Raw genomic sequence first — 24,057 nt, forward strand, 5'->3', positions numbered from 1 at the left:
ACTTCACGATCCACCAGGAAAGTAGCAGCGGGGCATCGCCTCACTCAAACCCTTTTAGTGGACGGTTCGTGCTCCGACCGCACAGAGGTCAGGCGGCTCGACCGCCGCGCTCGCGGTGGGTGCGGACGATGTCCGCGTAGCGACGGCCGCTCGACTTGATGGTGCGGGCCTGGGTGCGGTAGTCGACGTGGACGAGGCCGAAGCGCTTGTCGTAGCCGTACGCCCACTCGAAGTTGTCCAGGAGCGACCAGGCGAAGTAGCCGGCGAGCGGGGCGCCCTTGCGGGCCGCCGATGCGCAGGCGGCAAGGTGGCGCTCCAGGTAGTCCGTGCGCTCCGGGTCGTCGACGCTGCCGTCGGGGCGGACCACGTCCGGGAAGGACGAGCCGTTCTCCGTGACGTAGATCTTCCGGGCGCCGTATTCCTCGGTCAGGCGGAGCAGCAACGACTCGATGCCGTCCGCTTCGATCTCCCAGTCCATTCCGGTGCGCGGCACGTCCTCGCGGCGGATTGAACGGCCGTACGGCACAGGACCGTTGGGGTCGGCCACGACGTACGCAGGGAAGTAGTAGTTGAGGCCGAGCCAGTCCAGTGGGGCGGCGATGGTCGTCAGGTCGCCTGCCCGTTCCGGCAGTTCGACGCCGTACATCTCGCGCATGTCGGCGGGGAAGCCGCGGTCGTGGACGGGGTCCAGCCACCAGCGGTTGATGTGGCCGTCGACGCGGCGGGCCGCGGCCAGGTCCTCGGGGCTGTCGCCGGCCGCGTGCACGGAGGAGAGGTTGTTGACGATGCCGACCTCGGCGCCCGGGGCTGCGGCGCGGATGGCCTGGGTGGCAAGGCCATGGCCGAGGAGCAGGTGGTAGGAGGCGCGGACCGCCGCGGTGAGGTCGGTGAGGCCGGGGGCCATCCTGCCCTCCAGATGGCCGATCCAGGCCGAGCACAGCGGCTCGTTGAGGGTGGCCCAGTGCGGTACCCGGTCGCCAAGTCGTTCGGCGACGACCCCGGCGTACGCGGCGAAGTGCTCGGCGGTGTCCCGCTGGGGCCAGCCGCCCCGGTCCTGGAGGGCCTGCGGAAGGTCCCAGTGGTAGAGGGTGACGGAGGGGGTGATCCCCGCCGCGAGGAGGCCGTTGGTCAACTGGTCGTAGAAGTCGAGGCCCTTGGCGTTGACGGGGCCGTCGCCGTCGGGCATGACGCGCGGCCATGCGACCGACAACCGGTAGGCGTTGAAGCCGAGTTGGCGCATCAGTGATACGTCCTGCGGCCAGCGGTGGTAGTGGTCGCAGGCGACGTCCCCGTGATCGCCGTTGTCGATCTTGCCGGGGGTGTGGGAGAAGGTGTCCCAGATGGACGGCGAGCGGCCGTCCTCGGCGACGGCTCCCTCGATCTGGTACGCCGAGGTGGCCGTCCCCCACAGGAAGCCGTGCGGGAACGCGGCGAGGTCGATCGGCTCGGACACGTAAGTCCCTTTCAGGAAACGGGAGTTGGTCACTTGACGGTGCCTGCCGTCAGCCCGGCGACGAGGTAGCGCTGGAGCAGCAGGAAGCCGGCGACCACGGGGACGCTGACGACGAGCGAGGCAGCCATGATCTGGTTCCAGTACACGTCGTTGAGCGTGGAATAGCCCTGGAGGCCCACGGCGAGGGTGCGGGTGGTGTCGTTGGTCATCACCGAGGCGAAGAGGACTTCGCCCCAGGCGGTCATGAACGCGTAGACGGCGACCGCCACGATGCCGGGGACCGCGGCCGGCACCACGACCCGGAACAGCGCGCCGAGCGGGCCGCAGCCGTCCACGAGCGCCGCCTCGTCCAGGTCGCGCGGCACCGAGTCGAAGTAGCCGATCAGCATCCAGATGGAGAACGGCAGGGAGAAGGTGAGGTACGTCAGGATCAGCCCGCCGCGGGAGCCGAACAGAGCGATGCCGGTGGCGTTCCCGATGTTGACGTAGATCAGGAACAGGGGGAGCAGGAAGAGGATGCCCGGGAACATCTGCGTGGACAGCACGGTGACCGTGAAGACGCGCTTGCCGCGGAAGGAGTACCGGCTGACGGCGTACGCGGCGAAGACCGCGATCACCACCGAGCACACCGTCGCGGCGCCCGCCACGACCAGCGAGTTCGTGAAGTAGTGCGCGAGCGGCACGGTCGACCAGATGTCGATGTACGGACGGATCGTCAGCCCGCTGGGCAGCCAGCGGAACTTTCCGGACACGTCCTGGAGCGGCTTGAGTGAGCTGGACACCATGACGTACACGGGCAGCAGCACGAAGCCGGTGAGCAGGGTGAGGAAGATCCGCCGTGACCAGCGGAACGAGCGCGGCGGCGCCATCGGCGACGGAGGTGACTTGACCCTGTCAGACATCAGTCGTCCTCCTTCCTCGGGAGGTCAGCAGCAGATAGCAGCCCGTCACGACCAGCAGGAAGAGCAGCAGCAGGACGGACATCGCGGAGCCGGTGCCGAAGTTCCAGGTGACGAACGACGACTGGTAGATGTGAAGGGAGATGAGGTCGGCGGCCTCCGGGGCGGACTTGCCGAACAGGACGTACGGCGTGTTGAAGTCGTTGAACGTCCACAGGAAGAGCACCAGGACGAGCACCTGGTTGACCGGGCGCAGCGACGGCAGGGTGATGCGGCGGATCTGCTGCCACCTGCCCGCGCCGTCGAGCGCCGCGGCCTCGTACAGCTCCGTCGGGATGTTCTGGAGTCCGGCCACGACGACGAGGAAGGCGAAGGGCCAGCCCTTCCACACCGACACGGTCAGCAGGGCGTAGAAGCTGTTGTCGCCGATGAGCCAGAACGAGGGCTTGCCGGTGAGGTGCAACTGGTCGTGCAGGACGTGGTTCACCAGGCCGTTGTCGTGCTGGAACATGAACGCCCAGGTGATGACGGCCGCGTAGACGGGCAGCGCGTACGGCACCAGGAAGACGGCCCGCAGCAGGCCCCGGCCGCGGAAGGTGTCCTGCATGTAGAGGGCGGCCGAGGTGCCGATCAGCCAGCACAGGCCCACCGAGAGCACGGTGAAGACGACGGTGACGAGGAAGGAGTGCAGCAGGGCCTCGCCGACGGCACCGTGGAAGTCCACCGACAGACGGTAGTTGTCGGTGCCGGACCAGGGGGCGCTGCCCCAGTCGCGGATGGAGAACTGGGTGAGTTCCTTGAAGCTCATCGCGATGCCGATGACCATCGGCACCAGGTGGACGAGGAGTTCGAGGAGCAGGGCGGGCAGCAGGAGCAGGTACGGCAGTCCGATGCGCCTGATCCGCCCGGTGCGGCGGGGGCGCGCCGGGCCGGGGGAGCGCTCGGGCAGTGCCTGAGGGCCTGCCCGACGGGTCGTGGCCGTCATGAGGGCGCCCGTCCTCACGCCGCGGGCATCTGCTGCTCGGCCTTGCGCAGCCTGGCCTTCACCGACTCGGTGGTCACCGCGCGGCCGGCCGCGGCGTCGGCGAACAGTTCCTTCACGGCTGTGCCGACGGCCGTCTCGAACTGCGACTCGTCCGGTACTTGCGGTAGCGCCCGGGCGCTGGTGGCCAGGGTCTGCCGGAGCACCGCCGTGCCCGGGGAATTGAACGCCGGATCGGCCTGGGCGGCCTTGACCGAGGGGATGGAGCCGTAGGCGGTGTTGAGGATCTTCTGCTCCTCGTCACTGGTCATGAACTTCACGAAGCCGGCCGCGCCGTCGAGGTTGTGGGTGTTCTTGAAGACGGCCATGTTGATGCCGGCCACCATCGAGTTCACCTGGGCGCCGGCCCCGGGCGTCCCGGACTGGACCGGCGCGGGCGCCACACCCCACTCCGAGTCCTTCATGCCGAGCGACTTGAAGGTGGCGGAAGCCGTCTGCCACAGCACCATCGCCGTCTTCCCCTTGGCGAAGTCGCTCAGGGACTGGTTCTGCGCGTACTCGGCGTTGCTCTGGCCGACCACCTTGTCCTTGGCCATCAGGTCGACGTACTGCTTGACCGCCGCGACCACGCCATCGCTCGTGAAGTCGGGCCTGCCGTCCGGGGTGAAGAAGTCGGCGCCGTGCTGCTGGGCGAGGACGAAGACCTGGTGGATGTTGTTCGACAGGTTCGCCCCCTCGGCGCCCAGGCCGTTCTTGCCCTTCGCCTCGATCTTCTTGCCGTCGGCGACCAGCTCGTCCCAGGTGACCGGGGGCTTCGCCATGCCCGCCTCGGCGAAGAGCTGCTTGTTGTAGTAGAGCGCGTACGACATCGAGTAGAGCGGCACCGCGGCCGGGTCCTTGCCCTGGGCGCCGGTCGAGCCGAGCGCCGAGTCGACGAACCGCTCCTTCCCGCCGATCTTGGCGAAGTTCGCCGCGTCCCACGGCAGGAGTGCGCCGGTCGCCTGCAACGAGGCGCTCCACGTGTTGCCGATGTTCAGCACGTCCGGGCCCTGGCCCGAGGTGGTCGCGGTCAGGATCCGGTTCAGCAGATCCGACCAGGGCACGACCTCCAGCTTCACCTTGATGCCGGTCCGCTGCTCGAACTTGTCGAGCTCGGGCTTGAGGACCTTCTGGTCGACCGAGATGCTCGCGCCCTGGTTGGAGGCCCAGTAAGTGAGCGTCCTCGGCGAGTCGTTGGACCCGCCGCCGGTCGCCGAACCTCCTCCGCAGGCCGTGGCCGCGAGGGCGAGAGACAGGGTGGCGGCGCCCATGGCCGCGGTTCGGATCTTGCGCATGGCCCCTGGTGTCCCTTTCCGGGAGTCGAAAACCGTGAGGTCGCCTTCGGAGACGCCAACAGAGCGTTCGACTCCTGAAGGTGCACATTGCTTAATTTAAGACGTGAGTTAAGCGGTGCCGGAAGTAGGGCGTCAAGAGGTGGAGCAGGGTGTCCCGGACATGGACCCTGCCCGGGAGGCAGGGTGCGGAGCGGTGGAACGGGGCGTGACCTGCGCGGGGGAGCCGGGCCGACGGTGTGCAACGGTTGTATTTCGGCAGGGTGTTGAGCTGTTGCACAACTCGCCTGGCTTATAAGGGTGTTGCGGAGAGCGGTTGGGTGTTGCTGGTGCTTGGTCTGGATTGGCGGGCGGGTGCAGGGTGGGGGCATGGACAACACATCCACAGCACACACATCCACCTCCCGCGTCGGCCAGGGCCTGCTGGCCGGCAAGGTCGCCTTCATCACCGGCGCGAGCCGCGGCATCGGCGCCGCCGCGGCGCGGCTCTTCGCCGGGGAGGGGGCCCGGGTGCTGCTCGCGGCCCGGACGGAAGCGCAGCTCAAGGCGGTCACCGAGGAGGTCCGCGCGGCGGGCGGTGTCGCGGACTACGTACGGTGCGATCTGGCCGACGCTGCCAGTGTGCGCGCGGCCGTGGACCGGGCCGTGGATCTTTACGGGCGGCTGGACGTGGCCTTCAACAACGGGGCGACGATCGCGCCGCCCGGCCCGATGGACCAGGTGCGCGAGGCCGACTTCGACCACGTCTACGCCGTGAACCTCAGGGGCCCCTGGCTGGCCATGACCGCCGAGGTCGCCGCCATCCGGGCCACCGCCGGGAAGGGTGCCATCGTCAACAACTCCAGCGTGGGCAGCCTGATCGGCAACCCCGAGCTGCCCACCTACGGTGCCATGAAGCGGGCGCTCAACAGCCTCACCGAGTCGGCGGCCATCACGTACGGCCCCGAAGGCATCCGGGTCAACGCGATCGCCCCCGGCCCCACCCTGACCGACATGATCCAGGCCTGGGAGGATGACTCACCCGGCGTCATCGAGCGCCTCACGGCTCGCTCCTCGCTGCGCCGCGTGGCCGACCCCGAGGAAATCGCCGAGGCCGCGGCGTGGCTGCTGAGCGACCGGGCCTCGTACGTCACCGGTACGGTCCTGCCCGTCGACGGGGGCGCGCGGGCCTGACCAGGCCTGAGTGGGGCGGACCCGATGCCTCAGCGCGGTCCGGGCGCGGCCGCGCCCCGGTCGCAAGGTGCCGCGCGCCAGACCGCCCGGCAGAAGCCGGTGGGGAGCAGGCCCATCACGGTCGTGCCGGCATCGGAGTTCCCGACCCAGCCGTCGAAGTTGCCGTTGCTCACTACCTGACAACCACTCAGTTTCCCTACGAGTTCGGCCACGTGGCGGCCGTCGCCGAAGATCTCCAGAACCTTCGCCCCCGTATCCGCGGGGCAGTTGACACGACCGATGGGCGGTTCGCCGAGCTTGTTGAGTGAGGTGCGGAGCCGATTGAGGACTGCTTTGTCGGTGACGAGGGCTTGTGCTGTTGTCGCGGCCGAGCCGTGGACGTAGCCGCACAGCAGCAGGCGGTTCGCGACGAGTGGTTCGAGGCCGCCGCCATCGTTGATCAGGACATCCGGGGGTGTCGCAGGGCAGTGGGCGGTGCGGACGGCCTCCAGGGCGGCGTGAAGGGCTGCCCGGTCGTGCGCCTCGGCGGCGGGGTACGTGGCGCATCCCACGGCAGCGACGCCCAGCGTCAGAACGGATGCGATCCACGCTGCCGTACGGTTTCTGACACTCACCTCTGGCACCCCCGAGAGCCGACAGGGGTGGGACGTGGCGCGGCCGCAATCCGTTCCCTCTGACGAGGTGTCAGCGACTCCGTCGACGTCGCACTCCGTGGACACGTGAAGGGGCGTGGACCAGGTCTCCCAACCCGTTCCACGCCCCTCTCCACAGCAGCCGCCGGCCCTCTGCCCGGCGGCTAACCCGGGCCCCTCAGCCCTGGTCGTACGTGTGGAACCCCCGCCCGCTCTTGCGGCCGAGCAGCCCCGCCTCGACCATGCGCTGGAGTAGCGGCGGCGGGGCGTACAGGGGTTCCTTGAACTCCTCGTAGAGGGATTCCGCGATGGCGGCGACCGTGTCCAGGCCGATCAGGTCGGCCAGCTTGAGCGGGCCCATGGGGTGGGCGCAGCCCAGCTCCATGCCCGCGTCCACGTCCGCGGGGGTGGCGAAACCGGACTCCGTCATCCGGATCGCCGACAGGAGGTACGGGACGAGGAGCGCGTTGACGACGAAGCCGGCCCGGTCCTGGGAGCGGACGACCGTCTTTCCCAGGGTGTGCGCGGCGAAGTCCTCCACGGCTGCCACGGTCTGCCGCGTCGTGTGCAGCGAGGAGACGATCTCGACCAGCGGCAGCACGGGTACGGGGTTGAAGAAGTGCAGTCCGAGCACGCGGTCGGCACGTCGGGTGGCCATGCCCAGGCGCATGACGGGGATCGAGGACGTGTTGGTGGCGAGGATCGCCCCGCCGTCCTCGACGATCTTGTCCAGGCGGGCGAAGATGTCCGTCTTGGCCGCGGTGTTCTCGACGACGGCCTCGATGACGAGCTGGCGGTCGGCCAGGTCGTCGAGGCTGCCGGTGAAGACCATGCGGGCCAGCGCGTCCTCGGCGGATATGCGGTCCAACTTGCCCCGCTGGACGGCCCGTTCGAGCGAGACGGCGATCCGCTCGCGGGCGGCGCGGGCGGCGATCGAGTCGGCCTCGCACACCACCGTGTCCAGACCGGCGCGGGCACACACTTCGGCGATGCCGGCGCCCATCTGTCCGCCGCCCACCACTGCGACCCGGCTGATGGCTGTGGTCATGACTGTCCTTCCGAGCGGTGCACGAGGTGGCGGGTGTAGGCGTCGGCGGTGAAGAAGTCCGGCAACTCCTTCGCCAGGGCGGTGCGTTCGAAGAGGCCGCGGATGTCGTCGACGGCCGCCCAGGGGTACTCGGCGCCCAGCGCGGCGAGTTCGTCCTCAAGGAGTTCCAGCACGGTCGAGCGATCGACCGCCCGGTGTCGCAGCCACTGCCAGATCTGGACCCGGGCGATCTCGGCCGTGGCGGCGTCCTCCATCAGCCCGTACAGCGCGACGGCTCCTTGCCCGCGCAGCCAGGCGTCGAAGTAGCGCAGGGCGACCGCGATGTTGGTACGGATGCCCTCCGTCGTGGGCGGCGCGCTGGTGCGGCGTACGGACACGAGCTGCGCCGCCGTCACCTCGACGTCGCTGCGGGTGCGCTCGATCTGGTGCGGGCGGGCGCCGAGCACCCCGTCGAAGACCTCGCGGCAGATCGGGACGAGCGCGGGGTGGGCGACCCAGGAGCCGTCGAAGCCGTCCTCGGCCTCACGTTCCTTGTCGAGCCGCACCTTGGCCAGGGCCGCTTGATGCGCGTCCGCGTCCTTGCTCGGCACGTGGGCGGCCATGCCGCCGATGGCGTGGGCACCCCGCTTGTGGCAGGTGCGCACCAGGAGTTCGGTGTACGCCCGCATGAAGGGAGCGGTCATGGTGACCTTGGCCCGGTCGGGCAGCAGGAAGTCGGTGCGGTGGCCGAAGGTCTTGATGAGGCTGAAGAGGTAGTCCCAGCGGCCTGCGTTGAGCCCCGCGCTGTGCTCGCGCAGCTCGTAGAGGATCTCCTCCATGGCGACGGCCGCCGTGATGGTCTCGATCAGGACGGTGGCCCGGACCGTGCCGCGGGGAATGCCGAGCAGGTCCTGGGCGAAGACGAAGATGTCGTTCCACAACCGCGCCTCGTCGCGGCTCTCCAGCTTCGGCAGATAGAAGTACGGGCCGTGTCCCGCGTCGATCTGCCGCTGGGCGCAGTGGAAGAAGAAGAGGCCGAAGTCCACGAGCGAGGCGGGTGCGGGGCGACCGCCGAACTCCAGGTGTTCCTCGGTGAGGTGCCAGCCCCGGGGGCGTACGGCGATGGTGGCGAGTTGCTCGCCCAGCCGGTACTGCTTGCCCTCGGGGGTGGTGAAGTCGATCCGGCGCTCGATCGCGTCAAGCAGGTTCAGCTGCCCGCCGATGATGTTGTGCCAGGTGGGTGAGTTGGCGTCCTCGAAGTCCGCCATCCACACCTGCGCGCCGGAGTTGAGGGCATTGACCGTCATGGCGCGCTCGGGTGGGCCGGTGATCTCCACTCGGCGGTCGGTCAGCCCGGGCGCCGGAGGCGCCACCTGCCAGGACTCGTCCGTGCGGATACCGGCGGTGGCGACGGAGAAGTCGAACGGAGAGCCGGAGGCCAGTCGGGAGGCCACCCTCTTGCGCTCCCGCAGGACACGCAGACGGCGCTCGCCGAACTCGTCGACGAGGCGGCCGACGAACTCCAGAGCCTCGTGGGTGAGGATCTCGTCGTGCCGGTGTCCCGGTGCGCCGAGGACCTGGGCACGGCTGGTCGGGGCGGAGATGGACATGCGGGTCTCCTCTGGGGGCGCGGGGATTCGGCTGCCGGTGGTCGGTGGCCGGGCGCGCGGCTCCCCGCGCCCCTCGGGGCGCGGGACCGCAACGGACCTCGGCAATTCGGCTCAGTGGAACTGCTCTTCCTCGGTGGAGCCGGCCAGCGCCGTGGTCGAGGAGGCCGGGTTGATGGCGGTCGACACCAGGTCGAAGTAGCCCGTGCCGACCTCGCGCTGGTGCTTGACCGCGGTGAAGCCCTGCGCCTGCGCCGCGAACTCCCGCTCCTGGAGGTCGACATACGCGGTCATGCCGTGCTCGGCGTAGCCGCGGGCCAGGTCGAACATGCCGTGGTTGAGGGAGTGGAAGCCGGCCAGGGTGATGAACTGGAAGCGGTAGCCCATGGAGGCCAGTTCGCGCTGGAACTTGGCGATCTGGTCGTCGTCCAGGGATGCCTTCCAGTTGAAGGACGGCGAGCAGTTGTAGGCGAGCATCTGGTCGGGGTGCTCGGCGTGGATGGCCTCGGCGAACTCGCGGGCCTGCGCGAGGTCCGGGGTGCCGGTCTCGACCCAGATCAGGTCCGCGTACGGCGCGTAGGCGAGGCCGCGGGCGATGACCGGAGCCATGCCGTTCTGCACCCGGTAGAAGCCCTCCGCCGTGCGCTCGCCGGTCACGAACTCGGCGTCGCGCTCGTCCACGTCGCTGGTGAGGAGGTTGGCGGCCAGGGCGTCGGTGCGGGCGACGATGAGGGTGGGGACGTCGGCGATGTCGGCGGCCAGGCGGGCCGCGTTGAGGGTGCGGATGTGCTGGGAGGTGGGGACGAGCACCTTGCCGCCGAGGTGGCCGCACTTCTTCTCGGAGGCGAGCTGGTCCTCGTAGTGGATGCCCGCCGCACCGGCCGCGATCATGGCCTTGGTCAGCTCGAACGCGTTGAGCGGGCCGCCGAAGCCGGCCTCGGCGTCGGCGACGATCGGGGCCAGCCAGTCGGTGGTGTCGCTGCCGCCCTCGGCGGTGGCGATCTGGTCGGCGCGCAGCAGCGCGTTGTTGATCCGGCGCACCACCTGGGGAACCGAGTTGGCCGGGTACAGGCTCTGGTCGGGGTAGGTGTGCCCGGCCTGGTTCGCGTCGGCGGCCACCTGCCAGCCGGAGAGGTAGATGGCCTGGAGGCCGGCCTTGACCTGCTGGACGGCCTGCCCACCGGTCAGCGCGCCGAGCGCGTGGATGTAGTCGAGCTCGTGGAGCCGGCGCCACAGCCGCTCGGCACCGCGCCGGGCGAGCGTGGCCTCCTCACGGACACTGCCGGAGAGGCGGACCACGTCCTCGGCACTGTAGGTGCGCTCGATGCCCTTCCAGCGCGGGTCGGTCGCCCACCGCTGCGCCAGCTCCGCCGCCGCTGCTGTCGTCGTCTCTGCCTGTGCCATGGCCGTCTCCCGAAGAGTGGTGAACTGTGCGAATGCTCGGCACGGGGTGCCGTAACGGTGTTGGGGTGCGGCCCGGCGGTCCTCTGGATCGGCAATCCGAGCAATGGCGCAGAGCCGGGCGGAAGGGCCGGGATCTCCGACATCAGGGCATGAATCGCACCCCGGTTCCGCTCCGCCCGACGGAGTCCCGCGGGCCGCAGTACGACTCTGGCATCGGCACTGAGTGCCAACAACCGGGGAAAGATGCCAACTTCTGCGCATCTTCGCCCCGTGTTTTGCCAACGTTGTTAACCTCGCAAGGCTCGCCCGCGCGGCTACGATCGCGAGCAGTGCCGACGATCGTGACCACACAGGAGCCACGGGTGAGCAAGACGTACGCGGGAGCGCGGCTGCGCAGGCTGCGCGAGGAACGCCGCATGAGCCAGGTCGACCTCGCCCGCACCCTCGGCATCTCGCCGAGCTATCTCAACCAGATGGAGCACGACTCCCGGCCCCTGACTGTGCCCGTACTGCTGCGGCTTACAGAGGCGTTCGGCGTCGACCCGGGCTTCTTCTCCGAGCGCGACACCAGCCGCCTCGTCGCAGACCTGCGTGATGCTCTCACCGGTGAGGTCTCGGCGGGCCGGGTGTCCGCCTCCGACCTCTCGGACCTGGCCGCCCGCATGCCGGCGGTGGCGACCGTCCTGGTGGACCTGGGCCGGCGCAACCAGCACCTGGCCGAGCAACTCGCCGAGGTCGCGGAAGGGCGGGGGCCGGGCACGGTGGCACAACCCCGGTCCCCGCACGAGGAGATCCGCGAGTTCTTCTACCGGCGCCAGAACTACCTGCACGACATCGACCTCGCCGCCGAAGACCTCGCCTCCGAGATCGGCGTACGCCCCGGCGAGGTCGTACGCGTACTGTCCGCCCGCCTCACCGAACGGCACGGGGTGCGCCTCGCCACGGACTCGGACCGGCTGCTGCACCACTACGATCCCGGCGCCCGGGTGCTGCACCTCTCCAGCCGGCTGCGCCCGGGCCAGCAGGCGTTCCGGATGGCCACACAGCTCGCGCTCCTCGAACACGCGGAGGGGATTTCCGCCCTTGCCTCGGAGGACTTCGCTCGCGACTCGGCGGCCTGGCCGCTGGCCCGGATCGGCATTGCCAACCACTTCGCCGCCGCGCTGATCCTGCCGTACCGCCGCTTCCACGCGGCCGCCGAGGAATCCCGCTACGACATCGAGCGGCTCACCGACCACTTCGGACTCGGCTACGAGACGATCTGCCACCGCCTCAGCACCCTGCAGCGCCCCCGGCTGCGCGGGGTGCCCTTCTCCTTCGTGCGCGTCGACCGGGCGGGCAACATGTCCAAGCGCCAGTCCGCCACCGCGTTCCACTTCTCCCGGGCCGGCGGCACCTGCCCGCTGTGGAACGTGTACGAGTCGTTCGCCGCCCCCGGGCGCATCCACGTCCAGGTCGCCGCCATGCCGGACGGCCGGCGCTATCTGTGGACCGCCCGCGCGATCTCCCGGCACCGGGGCGGCTGGGGCGAGCCGGGCAAGACCTTCGCCATCGGCCTCGGCTGCGAGATCCGGCACGCCTCGCGGCTGGTCTACTCCGACGGCCTCGACCTCGACAACACCTCCGCCGCAGTCCCCATCGGCATGGGCTGCCGCCTCTGCGAACGCACCGACTGCCCTCAGCGGGCCGTACCGCCGTTGGACCGGAGCCTCGCCATCGACGAGAACAGCAGCACCTTCGTGCCCTACCCCGTGGCGGGGGAGCAGCCCGCCATCGGCTGACGCGCCGTCAGAGGTGTCAGCGGCTTCTGGCGCTGCCCGCGTCGCGATTCAGCACACAGTCTCCGCACAGCGAACCCTTGTGGCCCGGCGCGGCGCGGTAGATCAGACAGCAACTCCTGCGCCGGAACGCGCCGTTGGCGGTTGTGGTGGCGGAACCTCGCAGGGGTGGGCTGTCCAGGAGGAGCGTGACGGCCGTCCGGGTTCGCTCCGCGAGCTCCGGTCTGGCGGCGGCGATCATCGTGGCGGCACCGTTGAGAGCCGAGGCGATGTTGCCCTGGAGGATGTGAGGTGAGAGTGAGAACGGCCTTGTGGTGGCGGCGAGTTCACCGAGGGGGCCGTCGAGGAAGGCGGTGAGTTCCTCGGGCGGAACGGAGCCGGCGCTCACCGCGGTGCCCGGGACGGACAGGGGGATGGGGCCGCCGAGGACCGGCTGCCAGTGGACGTCGCAGAGGCCGAAGGTGAGAAGACGTCCGTGCAGCACGAACGCGGCAAGGGCGGGCGACAGCAGCCTGGCGGCCAGGCCGAGATGGGTCACGGATGCGGCCACCCGCACCTCGACGGCATCGAGCGGCTGCCCGCCGGCCGCCGCCAGCCGGCCCCGTACGGCCGACACGCGATCCTCGATGAGCCGTCGGGACATCGGGACCCACGGCTTCACCGGCCGCGCGTCGGGAGCATGGGTGTGCAGGGCGAAGAACGGCCCGAGCGCGGTGATCTCGGAGATCACCGCGCCCGGCGTAGGAGTGAACATCATGCAGGCAGGGGAGCCGGGCCCTGCGCGGGGGCGTCGGCGGATTCCCGGCGGGGCTCGAGAAGCCGTTCGGCCAAGGGGCCGAAGAACAGCCCGATGGCAGCCCACAGGAGGAGCTGCGCGGCGACGGAGAAGAAGCGGAAGGAGAACAGTACGTCGGCGGGGAAACCGGGGTAGACGATCGTGCCCTTGGAATCGGTCAGGGGCAGCGGTGTCTCGGTGGCCTGGTTGCCGAAGTTCTCCTTGTTGTAGGCCAGATGCCCGAGCGAGGGCAGGACCAGCATCACGATGCCGATCGCGACGACGAACACCGCACCGCCGATGAGCGTGGCATTCCAGTTGCCGTAGCGGGCCTGGAGGCGCTTGCCGAGCCAGACCGCCGCCACCAGGAAGGCGATCGAGCACACCACCATGATGAGGTAGAGCCCGCTGCGCTGCTGGATGGTCTCCTCGTGGCCGATGGCCGGAGGATTGGCCGGGTACTTGAGGAACGGCACCAGATACATCGCGAGGAACCCGCCACCGGCCACCACCAGCGCCAGCGTACGAGCGCGCAGGGCGCCGGTCCGGCCCAGGCAGACCGTGTAGGCGACGGCGAAGAGCGCACCCATCGCCATGCCGAAGAAGATCATGCCGACGCCGAGGCCGACATCGGCCTGAATGGTGCGGCTGAACAAGTCCGGGCCCGCGGCCTCGGCGGGCAGACCGGCGGCCTTGTCCAGTGCGGCCTGGGCGGCGTCACGCCCGCTCTCGTAGTCGATGGCTTTCGCGATCTGCGGCTCGGCAAAGATCCGTCCGAAGACGAACGCGAGCAGCCCTGCCACTGCGCCGACGAGGACGCCGCGCAGTATCAGCTTCTTTTCCATGTCGAGTTGTCCGTACTTCCGGGGGTCGACTTCCGTGTGGGTCAGTGGCAGGGGAAGCCGAGGAAGTGACGCCCGTCGTGGACGAACTCGTGGATGTGCATGTCGTTGCCGAAGACCGAGACGGCCCCCTGGTCGACGCCGATGAAGTAGTAGGCGGCCAGTGCGAGGATCGCGGTGCCGACCAGCCACAGCACCGACTTCGACACCGGCAGGACGATCGGCGTGGAAGCCGGACGGGATGTGGAAACGCTGCTCAAGGCGAGGCCCTCCTTCTCGGGATCTTGCGTCCCATGGATGAAACGGGGCGAAGCAACGGATAAGTGTCTGACTCGCCGGCCACCCTCGCGGGCGGTCGGCTCACAGTGGCGCGACCGTGCTGGAATCTCACCAGCTTCCTTATCTCATCACTACATGTGGAGCATAGGGCTGCCTTCTCGAATGGGTCAATCAAGCCATTGCCAAGTCCTGGCGCGCTCTCCTCGCAATCCTGCCCGTCCATCGTGTCAGCGCCGGCCCGGCCGCGCGATCCGTACGGCCGCGCAGCGTCACAGAGGCGGCCCCACCTCGCTCTGGGGGGCAGGTCGGGCGGGATGGGGCGGCGGTTCGGAAGGGAGGTCCGGCTCCGTGTACCCGCGCCGTTCGCGCAGGCGGTCCTCGATAGGTGTGGGGGCGCCGAGGAGACGCTCCTCGTACCGGCCGAGGGCCAGCAGCACACCAAGGAGCAGCGGCGGGATGAGAACGGCCACTATGACCATGACGACTCCTCGAAGCGGACGGTCTGCGGACCGCGTAGCCCCTGTCGCACACCGGAAGCGTTTCGGCAACCGGTGGGGTCGGGAACCCGCATACGGACAGCGGGCCGATGTTTTCCATCGGCGCCGCACGGTTAGTCGTGAAATATGGTGCAAATCGGCTACACAATGATGACTGAGCAGACGGGTCCGCGCGAACTCGTGGCGGATCTGGTCGCGGCGGAGCGAGCCGGGTTCGACTTCTCCGTCACCTCCGACCACTACTCCCCGTGGCTGGAGAGCCAAGGGCACGCGCCCTTCGCGTGGAGCGTGCTCGGAGCGGCCGCCCAGGCCACCACCCGCATCCCGCTGATGACGTACGTGACCTGCCCGACGCTGCGCTACCACCCCACCGTCGTGGCGCAGAAGGCGGCCACGATGCAGATCCTGTCCGAAGGCCGGTTCCGGCTCGGACTCGGCTCCGGCGAGAACCTCAACGAGCATGTGGTGGGCGCCGGTTGGCCCGCCCCGGAGGTCCGTCTCGACATGCTCGAAGAGGCCATCGACATCATCCGCGCGCTCTTCGAGGGAGGCAACGTCAACCATCAGAGCGCGCACTTCGGCGTCGCGAACGCCCGGTTGTGGGACCTCCCCGACGAGCTGCCGCCGATCGGCGTCGCCGTCTCGGGCGAGCGGTCCTGCGCCCTGGCCGGCCGGGCCGCCGACCTGGTCATCGCCACCGAGGCCAAGCCGGAACTGCTCGACTCCTTCGACCGGCACGGCGGCACGGGCAAGCCCCGGGTGGGTCAGCTGCCCGTCTGCTACGACCCCGACCGGGACGCGGCGGTAGCCCGCGCCCACGACCAGTTCCGCTGGTTCGCCGGGGGCTGGCCGGTGAACTCGGAGCTGCCGGGGCCCTCGGGCTTCGAGGCGGCGACGCAGTTCGTGACCCGGGAGGACGTGGCGCGGTCCATTCCGTGCGGCGACGACGTGGACGCGTTCGTCGACGCCGTACGCCCCTACGCCGAAGCCGGCTTCACCGAAATCGCCCTCGTCCAGATCGGCGGCCGCCAGCAACTCCCGTTCATCGACTGGGCCGAGAAGAAGCTGCTGCCCGCGCTGCGCGAACTGTGACCGGCGGAGCGGATGGAGGTCCGGGCCGCCGGTACCACTCGCCCAGGCTCATACGTCGCGGCGCCGGACGACGAACACGGCGAGGGTGAGCGTGATCAGCGGCCAGAGTACGTACACGAGCCAGGAGCCGGGGACCGTGGCGGTGTGGGCCAGGGACCCGGGGTCCGGCTCCCAGGTCTGGACCAGGCGCTTCCAGGCGGCCGACACCAGCGTGTGTTTGATGCCCGCCGACCAGCGGTCGGTCTCCGAGAACATGGTCGGCAGCATCAGCAGGACGAAGACGCTGGTGACCGTGGTCGCCGCGGCGTGCCGGAGCAGAACTCCGAGGCTCAGGCCGACAGTTGCACAGACCGGGGCGACCAGTGCGGACGCCGCCAGTGCCCGGACCACCTCGGGGTGGGTGAGCGCGGCGCCTGTGCGGTGACCGTTCAGGATGGCCTGGGAGACCAGGAAGGAACCGGTGGAGGCGACGGAGCCGACCGTGGTCCACACCGCGGCGGTGACGGCCGCCTTGGCCAGTACGACCGAGCCGCGGGCGGGGACGGAAACGGTGGTGGTGCGGATGAGACCGCTGCTGTACTCGCTCACCACCGTCAGTGCGCCGACGGTGCCGGCGACGAGCATCAGCGTCCAGTACCCGGCTGTGGGGTAGGCGTCGAAGGGCAGGAAATCGACGGGGCCGGAGGCCGCGGCGTGGTCCGACAGCGTGGCCACGGCGGCGGACCCGATGACGAACAGGACGGTGAGTGCGAGGGTCCACGGGGTGGAGCGCAGGGACCGCATTTTGATCCACTCGGCGGCGAGCAGGTCGCGGAAACGGGCGGACGGCGCGGTGAGGGGGGCGGTCAGGGCAGGGGGAGTGAGTGTCGTCATCGGGGCTGGCCTGCCAGGTATTCGGTGCTGTCGGCGGTGAGTTCCATGAAGGCCGCCTCCAACGAGGCGGTGCGGGTGGTGAGTTCCGCCAGCTGGATACGGTTCTCGAAGGCGAGTGCTCCGATCCGTTCCGCCGGGAGTCCGGTCACGGCGAGTCGCTCGGCGCCGGCCGAGCCCTCCGGCTCGACCGAGGCACCCGCCGCCGTGAGCAGGGCTGCCAGTTCGGCGGCCTGCGGTGTTCCGACCACGACGCTGCGCCGGGTGCCGCGGGCCGCGAAGTCCCGTACCGACTCGGCGGCGATGAGGCGACCCCGGCCGATGACGACCAGCTGGTCGGCGGTGTTCTCCATCTCCGACATCAGGTGGCTGGAGAGGAAGACCGTGCGCCCCTCGGCGGCCAGGCGCCGGAAGAGCCGGCGTACCCAGAGCACACCCTCCGGGTCCATGCCGTTGATCGGCTCGTCGAACATGAGCACCGGCGGGTCTCCGAGCAGCGCGGCGGCGATGCCCAGCCGCTGTTTCATGCCGAGGGAGAAACCGCCGATGCGACGGCTCGCCGCCTCGGCAAGCCCCACCTCCTGAAGCACCTCGTCCACCCGGCACCGCGGGATGGCGTTGCTGCGGGCGAGGGCGGACAGATGGGCCGAGGCGCTGAGTCCGCCATGGACGTGGCCCGCGTCGAGGAGCGCGCCGACGTGCCGCAGCCCCCGCGGGTGTTGGCGAAAGGGCACTCCGCCGACCGTGGCGGAGCCGGCCGTGGGGGAGTCCAGGCCGAGGATCATGCGCAGGGTGGTGGACTTGCCGGCTCCGTTGGGGCCGAGAAATCCGGTGACCCGGCCGGGCCGGACCGTGAAGGACAGGCGGTCGACGGCCGTCTTGTTGCCGTACCGCTTGGTGAGTTCGCTGACTTCGATCACGTCACCCACACTGCCGAGATGGTCCCCGTACGGTCATGAGCCCACGGGCGGCAATCCGGCGGCCGGACTGGCCCCCGGGCGTACGTCCCCGGGCTGATGTCGCGTGAGCGGGGGCCGGATAGTCTCTCGGCGTGAACCCGATAACGATCACTCTGCTGCCTGCTCCGGGTGGGCGCCGCGGCGCCGCACCCCGCAGGGCGCGTAGCCGATGACGAGGATGAAGGCCCTGGCCTGGGCGGGGAGCGCCGGCTACCTCCTCGTGGTCGGCCTGCTGGTCGGCGGCGCGCCGCGGGCGTCGGGTACGGCGCACGGGGTCGGGGCACTGCTGGCCGTGAGCCTGCTCGTCGGCGTGCTGCGACGGACACCGCTGTCGGCGCTGGCCATGGCGCTCTTCGGATCCACCGCTGTGGTGGCGGGCACCCCGAGTTCCGTCCCTCAGAGCCTGGCGGCGTCGTACCAAGGGCAGTTCCTGTCGTATCTCGCGGTGGACCTCGTCCTGGGCTTCATCGTCGCCAACTGCGCACGGCGGGCCTCGACCGTCGCGGTGGCCGTTTCGTTCGTGGTGCAGCTCGTGGTGATCGGCCTCTACGCGCACGGGGACAGCCTGACCGTCAACGGGGTCATCGCACTGCTCGCGATGGCCGCGTCCTGCGTTGCCGGTCTGCTCATCCGTGAGCGCCGCGAGCACGCGGTGGCCCTGCGCTCGCAGGAGGTGGCCGAGGCCGTGACCGCCGAACGGCTGCGGATCGCACGGGAGTTGCACGACATGGTCGCGCACAGCATCGGCATCATCGCCATCCAGGCCGGGGTCGGGAACAGGGTCATCCAGACCCAGCCGGCCGAAGCCCGCGCGGCCCTGAGTGCCATCGAGGCCACCAGCAGAGAGACCCTGTCGGGCCTTCGGCGCACGCTGGTGTCGCTCCGTCAGGCCGACCGGGGCGAGGCGTCCTTGAGGGAGTCGTCACTCGCACCCGCGCCGGGTCTCGCGGACATCGAACGGCTTGTGGCGGCGACCATGGACGCGGGCGTACGGGTCGACCTGCGGCGCAGCGGAGATCAGCGCCCGCTGCCTGCCGACATCGACCTGTCCGCCTACCGCATCGTGCAGGAGGCACTGACCAACGTGGTCCGCCACGCGGGCACCGGGCGATGCCGGGTGGCCATCGACTACGGGAACGAGGAACTGTCCGTGGAGGTCATCGACGACGGCCGTGGCGCCACCGGGAACGGCTCGGCCCACGGTTTCGGCATCGTCGGCATGCGCGAGCGGGTCGGCCTGCTGGGCGGCCGGCTCAGCGCCGGTCCGCGCCCCGGGGGCGGCTTCCGGGTAGCGGCCCGGCTGCCGCTGCCCGCACCCGTCACCGTTGCGGCGGAGGTCCGATGACCGTCCGGATCCTGCTCGCCGACGACCAGCCGTTGGTGCGGTCGGGCCTGCGTGTGATCATTGCCGACCACCCCGACCTGGAGGTCGTCGGCGAGGCCGCCAGCGGCTCCGAAGCCGTCCGGCTCGTCAACGACCTCGTCCCCGATGTCGTGGTGATGGACATCCGGATGCCCGGCATGGACGGCATCGAGGCCACCCGCCTGATCACGGACGGCCCGGCAACGACCCGCGTCCTGGTACTGACCACCTTCGACGAGGACGACCACGTCTACGGCGCGCTCCGGGCCGGCGCGAGCGGCTTCGTGGTCAAGGACATGGCGCTGGACGACATTCTCGGAGCGATACGCGTTGTCGCCGCGGGAGATGCCCTGATCGCGCCGGGCGTGACACGCCGCCTGATCGCGGACTTCGCCGGGCGTCCCGATTCACCCCCCAAGCCCTCCCCACGCCCGGTTGAGCACATCACCGAGCGGGAGCGAGAAGTGCTGACCCTGGTCGGACGCGGCCGGTCGAACACGGAGATTGCGGAGGAACTCTTCATCACAGTGGCCACCGCCAAGTCCCACGTGTCACGGCTGCTCACCAAGCTGGGAGCCCGGGACAGAGTCCAACTCGTCATCACCGCCTACGAGGTGGGGCTTGTCACGCTGTCGCAGTGAGGGCGGCCGAAGAGGCGGGGCGTTGCCGTGGCCGCCTGCCGGAGAGAGCCGGCCAGGTGCTTCGCCTCGGTGACGCCGGGATGTGTGCGGGCGACCCGGCGGTCGTTCTCGCTGCTGCTTGGGTGCTTCTTCCGGTGGGCGCGGCATCACGGTTCTTCGAGGCGTACGGAAGCGTGGACGAGGTGATGATGCGTCGCGCAGCCGGGCAGCGCTCGACCGCGTGCTGGTCCAGGAGTGGGTGGGGCTGTCCCCACCCCGAAGTGGTGGCTCGCCGTATGGGCAAGGGTGCCCGCGTGCAGCGACCGTGGCGTAAGACGTTTACCGCACAGGTCTACCGCTCAGCGGGCGGCGAGACGGCAACGGCAGAGAGCCGGCTTCGCTGTCCGATGCCGCGGAAGACCAGGTGAAGGATTACGAAGGGGGAATGGTGAAGCATCCCAAGGAGCATGCTCTCGCGCGCCGTACGGTGCTGGCCATCGGGGCGGGAGCCGGCGCGGGAATGGTGTGGGGTACCGCGGGGAGAGCTGCCGCCGACGGGTTCAGGGGGCCGAGGGAGCAGCGAGCGGTGGACGCCGAAGTGGCCCGTCTGGAGCGCGGGTTGATCGAGCTGCGGCGGGACATCCACCGCCACCCGGAGAGGCCGGGCCAGGAGCAGCGCACCGCTGCCGTGGTGGCCACAGAGCTGCGAGCGGCCGGTCTTGAGGTCACTGCGGGGGTGGGCGGCAACGGTGTGGTCGCCGTGCTGAGGGGCTCGCGGCCCGGCCGGACGGTCGCGTATCGGGCGGACATGGACGCGGTGCCGCCCAAGGACATCGTCGGGGGCGGTCCGGCGGCGGCCCATCTGTGTGGGCACGACATCCACACCACGGTGGCCATCGGTGTTGCGAAGGTCCTGATGCGGCTGCGGCGGCAACTGAGCGGAACGGTGGTGTTCCTCTTCCAGCCTGCGGAGGAGGCCCTGACCGGTGCTCGCGCAGTGATCGACGCGGGCGTGCTGGAGCGCACCCGCGCCGAGGAGATCCACGCGCTGCACTGCGGGCCGTTCCCCGTCGGCCAGTTCGCTGTCACCTCCGGCTTCGGGCTGCCGGGCCAGGACAGGGCGGAGGTGACCGTCACCGGGCCGGGCGCACCCGATGCCGCGCGGCGACTGGCTGCCGAGATCGGCGCGCTCGCCACGGTGGCACCGCCGCAGACACCTGCCGACATCGAGCGGATGATCGCCGACGCCCAAATACCCCATGGGCCGCTGGCCCGGTTCGTGGCCCTGCGGGCCGGGGCACAGGAGGCCAAGGTCGGCGTGTCCTACCGCTGCTGGCCGCAGGAGCGGTACGAGGAGGTACGCGAGGACATCCGCCGCCTGGCCTCCTCGTACCCGGGCGCCGAGGTGGCCTTTCCCTCCGACCCGTTCCCCGCCATGGTGTGCCCGGAAGGTGATGGTGACAGGCTCGCCCGCCACCTGCGCCGCACACTGGGCCGGGGCGCGGTCAACGTGCTCCACTCCGCCTTCCCTCCGTTCAGCGGCGAGGACTTCGCCCTCTACCTGGACCGCATCCCTGGAACGTTCACGTTCCTCGGTGTCCACGCCCCCGGCGCACCCATCACCACCGCGTACCCGCACTACCCCGACTTCACCCCGGACGAGCGCGCCATCGGGGTCGGCGTACGGGCAATGGCAGGCTGGCTCGCGGAGCGGACCGACAGGCCCGGCGTCTGACCAACGGAGCCGGTGGCCGAGCGGGGATGTCCCCAAGGCCGCAAAGGGCGGTGTGGCCGGGATGCCTGGCGCCATCTCGCTGACCGCCGCCTGCGGTGGGGAGGCAGAGCCGTTCCTCGTCCGCGTCAGTCGTGGGAGACGATCCGGCCGTCCTCGTCGAGCAACGGGTGCAGGCGTACCGGGTCCTGGCTGTTGACGTCGGACGGGCGCGGGCCTTCGGGGCCGTCGGGCCCCCATCGCAGCAGGCGACGCGTACGGGCGATCTGGTAGACGGTGCCCCGGAACTTCAGGCGGTTGACGCGCCCGGCCCGGAGCGCGGTTGCGGCCTCGGCGTACTCGGCCAGGTCCGCGGCCTGCCCGGCGGTTCCGTCGCCCGCGGACTCGGTACGGGCGTCGACGTCCACGGCGGCGTCGATCGGGATGAGCCCACGCATGCGCGGCCACGTCCAGGTCAGGGCGAAGTCCAGGGACCTGCGGGCAGAGTGCGCGCTCGCATGCGGACCGCTGACCGGCGCCCAGCTGTTCGTCGACTGCTCCACGACCGTGAACGACGGCGGCAACAGCAGAATGTCCGGATGCAGGTCCATGGCCCGGCGCGAGTCGGCGCGTACGTCGTGGGGGAAGCGGTCGCCGGTGTAGCACAGGTCCCGTAGTGCCAACTGCTCAGCGACCTGCGTCGGGGTGACCGGGGCCTCCGGATCCAGGACCAGAGCGACATCGACCTCCGGTCCCCTGGACGCGCGGGACCAGTCGGGGACGAGGGGCTCGGGATCCGTCGGGCGCGGCCCTTCCATTGCGCCCCGGTCCCCGACGGCCGCGTACTCCTCGGCGCGCACGATGCGGAACCGGGTCCCGGCCACCGCGAGTTCGTCGACGCGCTCGGTCTCCAGCCGGGTGACTGCCGCCAGCAGGGCGCGCCGCTCCTCCGGGCCGTCCGCGTCGTCCTTCGCGCGGAACCACAGCCGCGAGTTCAGGCTGTCCCGGGCCTGTTGAGGACAGCCGAGCGTGATCGCGACGATGACCCGCCACGTCGGCCCGTCACCGTCGTCCTGTGCCGCCACCCCGAACAGGGGGCCTCGCACGACCAGATTCCCGGTACGCGCGACGGCGTCCACGGCATCGGCCTCCACAGCCGCTTCCACCGGCTCCACCGGCACCCGCACGGTGATCGGTCGCGATCGGCCCGGTCCCGCATCCCCAAGGTCCATGCCGTCATCCTGCCGATGGCAGTACGCCGACGTCTTGAATCTGCGGATTCACCCACCTCTCTGCAGAAAGGGCGATATCGTCCGCCCTCCGATCAAGGAGCGCAGTCAATGACGGATGCGACAACCGCCGGGCGGATTTTCCGTAGTGCGCTCGGAGAGGACCGTACCCACGGGCGTCGATACGATCTTCGATGACGGACATCCGGAGTGCGATCCCTGGATCGACCACCGGTCCCGGCCGAGCCGGTCTCCCTGTGGAGCTCCGCCCGGCCGTCACGGACGAGAGGGCCATGGGCCCGCGTCCGTCCGCCTCCCACCCCCAATCGGAACGGACCGACGTGAGCCTGAGGCAGATCGACCCGAAGCAGCGCGGCTTTCTGATCGTCAACTCCCATCCGGCCGGGTCCACGGCGACGGTCACCCGTATGTGGGAGCAGATCCCGCCGCGTGCCGACGGCAGCAGCCCCGTGGTCCTGCTCCTTGGCCACAGCGCGGGCTACGGCCTTGCCACGCTGCTGACCGGGCTCCGTCAGCACGGCATCCGCGGCGTCGGCGTCGCCTACGAAGGTGCGGAGACGGAGCGGCGCACCGCCAGTGCCGGCTGGTACCGCACCGCCGCCGCGGCCCGCCTCGCCGCCGAAGCCGGACACGACTTCGTCTTCGTCAATACGGACGCCTTCTCCGACAAGGGCAAGGACGAGGTGCTTGACCTGGTGGAGCAGCGGTTCGGCCAGGTGGACCACCTGATCTACAGCCTCGCCGCCCCGCGCCGTACCGACCCGGAGACCGGCACCGTCCACCACTCGGTGATCAAGCCGCTCGGCGCGCCCTACGAGGCGCCGGCGCTGGACTTCTCCGACGGCACCCCCAAGGTCACCAGCGTCCGCCTGGAGGCGGCCACCGAGGAAGAGAAGTACGGGACCGAGCAGGTGATGGGCGGCGCCGACTGGCAGCTGTGGGTGCAGGCCCTGGCCGAACGCTCCCTGCTCGCCGACGGCTTCACCACCGCCGCACTCACCTACATCGGCTCCGAACTCACCGCCCCCATCTACCGGCAGGGCACCATCGGTGCAGCCAAGGAACATCTGGAACGCACCGCCGGACATCTGAACACGGGCGTCCTCGCCGGCCGTGGCCGCGCCATGACGGTCGTCGCCGGAGCAGCCGTCACCCAGGCCTCCAGCGCCATCCCTTCCATCGCCCTGTACACCACGTTCCTGCGGACCGTGCTCGGCGAGGGCTTCCGTACCACCGCCCAGCAGGCGGAGGACCTGTGGGACCAGCTCACCGGCGCCACTCCTCTCGTGACGGACGACGAGGGCCGCATGCGCCTCGACGGCTGGGAGCTCGACCCGCGGGTCCAGGACCAGGTCCGCGAACTGTGGGCCGACCCGGAATCAGGACTCGACCGATCGGCAGCCGGAGCCGACTGGTTCATCGGCCAGATCCGCGAGCTCTACGGCTGGGGCCTCGCCGGCGTCGACTACGACCGGCCCGCCGAGACCACCGTCGCCTGGCCGACGCCGTAACA

22 protein-coding genes, 1 pseudogene and 1 riboswitch are annotated in these 24,057 nt (G+C 70.2%); of the genes and pseudogenes, 8 read left to right on the top strand and 15 right to left on the bottom strand.

Going from position 1 to position 24,057, the window contains the following annotated elements:
* Positions 1-88 precede the first annotated feature (88 nt).
* From IE206_RS14585 to IE206_RS14600, 4 genes are read right to left on the bottom strand one after another with little or no spacing between them, the layout of a single operon-like run.
* The gene (locus IE206_RS14585) at positions 89-1,453 is read right to left on the bottom strand and encodes a GH1 family beta-glucosidase (RefSeq protein ID WP_189962556.1); all 1,365 of its coding nucleotides are present in this window, start codon (positions 1,451-1,453) and stop codon (positions 89-91) included.
* 29 nt (positions 1,454-1,482) lie between these two features.
* Positions 1,483-2,322, bottom strand: coding sequence for a carbohydrate ABC transporter permease (locus tag IE206_RS14590; RefSeq protein ID WP_189962625.1), 840 nt, complete (start codon positions 2,320-2,322; stop codon positions 1,483-1,485).
* A 25-nt stretch (positions 2,323-2,347) separates the two neighbouring features.
* Positions 2,348-3,337, bottom strand: a complete 990-nt coding sequence (locus IE206_RS14595; protein WP_189962557.1) for a carbohydrate ABC transporter permease — start codon at positions 3,335-3,337, stop codon at positions 2,348-2,350.
* Between the two features lie 14 nt (positions 3,338-3,351).
* Complete coding sequence (locus IE206_RS14600; protein ID WP_189962558.1) at positions 3,352-4,668, bottom strand: extracellular solute-binding protein; 1,317 nt, start codon at positions 4,666-4,668, stop codon at positions 3,352-3,354.
* A 366-nt stretch (positions 4,669-5,034) separates the two neighbouring features.
* Between IE206_RS14600 and IE206_RS14605 the strand changes: the two genes are divergently transcribed.
* On the top strand, positions 5,035-5,838 hold the full coding sequence (locus IE206_RS14605) for an SDR family NAD(P)-dependent oxidoreductase (protein ID WP_189962559.1): 804 nt from the start codon (positions 5,035-5,037) through the stop codon (positions 5,836-5,838).
* Between the two features lie 29 nt (positions 5,839-5,867).
* Here the strand turns inward: IE206_RS14605 and IE206_RS14610 are convergent, their stop codons facing one another.
* From IE206_RS14610 to aceA, 4 genes are all read right to left on the bottom strand, one after another.
* Positions 5,868-6,452: a hypothetical protein gene (locus IE206_RS14610; RefSeq protein WP_189962560.1), complete on the bottom strand. Its 585-nt coding sequence runs from the start codon at positions 6,450-6,452 to the stop codon at positions 5,868-5,870.
* Positions 6,453-6,648: 196 nt separating this feature from the next.
* Complete coding sequence (locus IE206_RS14615; protein ID WP_189962561.1) at positions 6,649-7,518, bottom strand: 3-hydroxybutyryl-CoA dehydrogenase; 870 nt, start codon at positions 7,516-7,518, stop codon at positions 6,649-6,651.
* Entirely contained in the window at positions 7,515-9,107 is a 1,593-nt protein-coding gene (gene aceB, locus IE206_RS14620) for a malate synthase A (RefSeq protein ID WP_189962562.1), read from the bottom strand. Before aceB ends, IE206_RS14615 begins: the two co-directional genes overlap by 4 nt.
* Positions 9,108-9,218: 111 nt before the next feature.
* The gene (aceA, locus tag IE206_RS14625; protein WP_189962563.1) at positions 9,219-10,508 is read right to left on the bottom strand and encodes an isocitrate lyase; all 1,290 of its coding nucleotides are present in this window, start codon (positions 10,506-10,508) and stop codon (positions 9,219-9,221) included.
* A 362-nt stretch (positions 10,509-10,870) separates the two neighbouring features.
* On the opposite strand from aceA, the gene IE206_RS14630 reads away from it, so the two are divergent.
* Positions 10,871-12,289 carry a short-chain fatty acyl-CoA regulator family protein gene (locus tag IE206_RS14630; RefSeq protein WP_189962564.1) on the top strand — a complete coding sequence of 473 codons (1,419 nt, stop codon included), beginning with the start codon at positions 10,871-10,873 and terminating at the stop codon, positions 12,287-12,289.
* A 16-nt stretch (positions 12,290-12,305) separates the two neighbouring features.
* Here IE206_RS14630 and IE206_RS14635 read toward each other — a convergent pair whose 3' ends face one another.
* The 4 genes from IE206_RS14635 to IE206_RS14650 all read right to left on the bottom strand — a co-directional run bounded on the left by IE206_RS14635 (position 12,306) and on the right by IE206_RS14650 (position 14,661).
* Entirely contained in the window at positions 12,306-13,043 is a 738-nt protein-coding gene (locus IE206_RS14635; protein WP_189962565.1) for a (2Fe-2S)-binding protein, read from the bottom strand.
* The gene (locus IE206_RS14640; protein ID WP_189962566.1) at positions 13,040-13,906 is read right to left on the bottom strand and encodes a CbtA family protein; all 867 of its coding nucleotides are present in this window, start codon (positions 13,904-13,906) and stop codon (positions 13,040-13,042) included. Before IE206_RS14640 ends, IE206_RS14635 begins: the two co-directional genes overlap by 4 nt.
* 41 nt (positions 13,907-13,947) lie before the next feature.
* The gene (locus IE206_RS14645) at positions 13,948-14,163 is read right to left on the bottom strand and encodes a CbtB domain-containing protein (protein WP_189962567.1); all 216 of its coding nucleotides are present in this window, start codon (positions 14,161-14,163) and stop codon (positions 13,948-13,950) included.
* 40 nt (positions 14,164-14,203) lie between these two features.
* A riboswitch (cobalamin riboswitch) is annotated at positions 14,204-14,344 on the bottom strand.
* 107 nt (positions 14,345-14,451) lie between these two features.
* Positions 14,452-14,661: a hypothetical protein gene (locus tag IE206_RS14650; protein ID WP_189962630.1), complete on the bottom strand. Its 210-nt coding sequence runs from the start codon at positions 14,659-14,661 to the stop codon at positions 14,452-14,454.
* Between the two features lie 144 nt (positions 14,662-14,805).
* On the opposite strand from IE206_RS14650, the gene IE206_RS14655 reads away from it, so the two are divergent.
* The gene (locus IE206_RS14655) at positions 14,806-15,771 is read left to right on the top strand and encodes an LLM class F420-dependent oxidoreductase (RefSeq protein WP_189962568.1); all 966 of its coding nucleotides are present in this window, start codon (positions 14,806-14,808) and stop codon (positions 15,769-15,771) included.
* Between the two features lie 48 nt (positions 15,772-15,819).
* On the opposite strand, the gene IE206_RS14660 is transcribed toward IE206_RS14655, so the two are convergent.
* Together IE206_RS14660 and IE206_RS14665 are read right to left on the bottom strand one after the other, a co-directional pair.
* The gene (locus IE206_RS14660) at positions 15,820-16,644 is read right to left on the bottom strand and encodes an ABC transporter permease (protein ID WP_189962569.1); all 825 of its coding nucleotides are present in this window, start codon (positions 16,642-16,644) and stop codon (positions 15,820-15,822) included.
* Positions 16,641-17,561, bottom strand: a complete 921-nt coding sequence (locus tag IE206_RS14665; protein WP_189962570.1) for an ABC transporter ATP-binding protein — start codon at positions 17,559-17,561, stop codon at positions 16,641-16,643. The genes IE206_RS14660 and IE206_RS14665 overlap by 4 nt, the downstream gene beginning before the upstream one ends.
* A 208-nt stretch (positions 17,562-17,769) precedes the next feature.
* On the opposite strand from IE206_RS14665, the gene IE206_RS14670 reads away from it, so the two are divergent.
* From IE206_RS14670 to IE206_RS14680, 4 genes and pseudogenes are all read left to right on the top strand, one after another.
* The gene (locus IE206_RS14670) at positions 17,770-18,945 is read left to right on the top strand and encodes a sensor histidine kinase (RefSeq protein WP_226599474.1); all 1,176 of its coding nucleotides are present in this window, start codon (positions 17,770-17,772) and stop codon (positions 18,943-18,945) included.
* Positions 18,942-19,604: a response regulator gene (locus IE206_RS14675; protein WP_189962571.1), complete on the top strand. Its 663-nt coding sequence runs from the start codon at positions 18,942-18,944 to the stop codon at positions 19,602-19,604. The genes IE206_RS14670 and IE206_RS14675 overlap by 4 nt, the downstream gene beginning before the upstream one ends.
* An 80-nt stretch (positions 19,605-19,684) precedes the next feature.
* Positions 19,685-19,810: pseudogene (locus tag IE206_RS42430) on the top strand (aminoglycoside phosphotransferase); the annotation flags it as partial.
* A gap of 218 nt (positions 19,811-20,028) precedes the next feature.
* Positions 20,029-21,318, top strand: a complete 1,290-nt coding sequence (locus tag IE206_RS14680; RefSeq protein ID WP_189962572.1) for a M20 metallopeptidase family protein — start codon at positions 20,029-20,031, stop codon at positions 21,316-21,318.
* Between the two features lie 125 nt (positions 21,319-21,443).
* Here IE206_RS14680 and IE206_RS14685 read toward each other — a convergent pair whose 3' ends face one another.
* The gene (locus tag IE206_RS14685; protein ID WP_189962573.1) at positions 21,444-22,526 is read right to left on the bottom strand and encodes a DUF5954 family protein; all 1,083 of its coding nucleotides are present in this window, start codon (positions 22,524-22,526) and stop codon (positions 21,444-21,446) included.
* A gap of 338 nt (positions 22,527-22,864) precedes the next feature.
* Between IE206_RS14685 and IE206_RS14690 the strand changes: the two genes are divergently transcribed.
* Entirely contained in the window at positions 22,865-24,055 is a 1,191-nt protein-coding gene (locus IE206_RS14690) for an enoyl-[acyl-carrier-protein] reductase FabV (protein ID WP_189962574.1), read from the top strand.
* Positions 24,056-24,057 lie beyond the last annotated feature (2 nt).

Origin of the sequence: Streptomyces violascens (genome assembly GCF_014649955.1) — a bacterium.
GTDB lineage: Bacteria > Actinomycetota > Actinomycetes > Streptomycetales > Streptomycetaceae > Streptomyces > Streptomyces violascens.